The 1785-nt window shown below is 43.6% G+C and carries 2 protein-coding genes; one reads left to right on the forward strand and one right to left on the reverse strand.

Going from position 1 to position 1785, the window contains the following annotated elements:
* Positions 1 to 669 precede the first annotated feature (669 nt).
* Entirely contained in the window at positions 670 to 852 is a 183-nt protein-coding gene (locus VJL_RS03555; protein WP_038875815.1) for a hypothetical protein, read from the reverse strand.
* A 134-nt stretch (positions 853 to 986) separates the two neighbouring features.
* On the opposite strand from VJL_RS03555, the gene VJL_RS03560 reads away from it, so the two are divergent.
* Positions 987 to 1785: phage/plasmid replication protein, II/X family (locus tag VJL_RS03560; protein ID WP_038875818.1), on the forward strand; the 799-nt coding region annotated here is incomplete at its 3' end.

Below are 1785 nucleotides of genomic sequence, written 5' to 3' on the forward strand. Positions count from 1 at the left end.
AGTGCGCATTATGTGTAATGAATTATGTTGAGGGTTTGCCTCTGGCCTAGCGTGCACAAAGGGTGGGCGGTGCGAATGGCTCATTGTCGGCGCTTGCGTCGTACATGCTATGAGAGAGAATCGCTTTGAAGCGCTAGCCCGTAACATAATTCCTGTAATGCGCACCTACATCAAAAGTGTTTTATTCTGCTCTTTGCTTCGCGCACTTCACAAAAAGGCCTCATCGAGGCCGAACCGGTCATTATTTTATGCTGAAAATGTTGACCAGGGACACCGCTTTTACAGAACAAAATAAAATGACATACCAATCACTCGGTATGTCATTTTTTCACGTACCAGCCCCGCAGGGATAAGGGCGCACACCTCAGTTCTTGGGTATGACTCCTCCAAACGCCCGAAAAGTAGGGAACTTGTTCCCGTAGCTCCTCTTGAAGAAACCACAAAACACCCCTTCATCCTGCTAAGCCTTCTTTTAGGTACAGGGCACTGCCAATTCTCGGTCCTATCAATTTTCCCTCATGGTTCTCTGTTTTCCTTAGAGCTTATCCTCCACGCGCAGCAAGTGAGGACGGGCTAGGACGAGTGCGCGAGCATGGGGGATAAGCCACTATCTTTAATAGTGGCTTATAGTCCCAATATGGAACTCTACCTTTATATTAATCTCGACCTCTATTGATCTTTTTTTGAGCCTTGGATCATCCCGTGTTTGGCGTCGGTTAGCATGTTTTCGAACATGTATCTTGCAACATCCGTCCACTGCACCTGCTTTCCAATCTTTGAGCTTATTTCGATAGCTGCTCTTTCAAGTTTGATTTGATGTGCTTCGTGCACTCTTAAAGTTTTGTATGACATGTCTACCTCGTTACATTTCCACTTGTATTTTAGTGTTTATGAGTACGGTTAGCCATGTGCACCTTGTATTCATGTGTAACATTTGCTATGTTGTGTTCAAATATAAATGTACACATGTATTTTAGGTTTTGTTAATGTACGACTTCTTTGGCTTGCGCATTCACTTTAAGGATGAACTTTATACACCTATCGCTGTGCGTGATGGGTATGAGTTTCATATCAACTTTGATGATCTACTTGAGAAGGGCTTAAAACTCGAAGCAGGCATCTTCGTGGATTCTGAGTCCGGTCAAGTCGATATTGAAAACCTCCGTCACCCTTGGGAATCCGTACCTACGTCTTACGCAGCTATCGCAATGAAAGTTTTTCAAGGCTCAGGTTTCCGCGAGTGTGCTTGTGTCGAATTGAAAGCATCACCAGCTAAAATCATGCAGGGTCATAACGTCTATGGTTCTCGAAACCTTGTTAATTGTCTTACTGCCTTCCTTGAGTCTTTCAAACGCTCCATGCCTCAGTTCGCTGAGCTTCTAGACTTCGACAAAACAGATATATTCCGTTTCGACTCTACATTTTCTGTTCAACTAGAGTCTCGTGACCAAATTTTAGGTGCACTTAAATCTCTTTCTTCCGTCTCACACCGTTATTTACGCCCAAGTCGTGAAGGGGACTATGAAACTTCTGTCTACTTCAACAACGATAAAAACAATCCTGACTCTGGCCGTTGTACATCTTTGATCATCTATTCGAAAACAGACGAAGTAGAGCAGCAATGCGAAGCCTTAAAGCGCCTTGCCAAAAAAGAAAAAACACGAAAATACGATCACATCATCAACCGCCTTTCTGATAAATCTCTAAGAGATTTTGCCACTAACCGTCTACGTTTTGAGGCGCGCTTCATGTCTCGATGGTTCAAGAAAAACAATATCCCGCAAA

Origin of the sequence: Vibrio jasicida CAIM 1864 = LMG 25398, from assembly GCF_000400365.1 — a bacterium.
Taxonomy (GTDB): Bacteria; Pseudomonadota; Gammaproteobacteria; order Enterobacterales; family Vibrionaceae; genus Vibrio; species Vibrio jasicida.

What these genes read in the sequence shown, in the direction of transcription:
- VJL_RS03555 (WP_038875815.1), bottom strand. Translation starts at nt 852, where the DNA reads ATGTCATACAAAACTTTAAGAGTGCACGAAGCACATCAAATCAAACTT.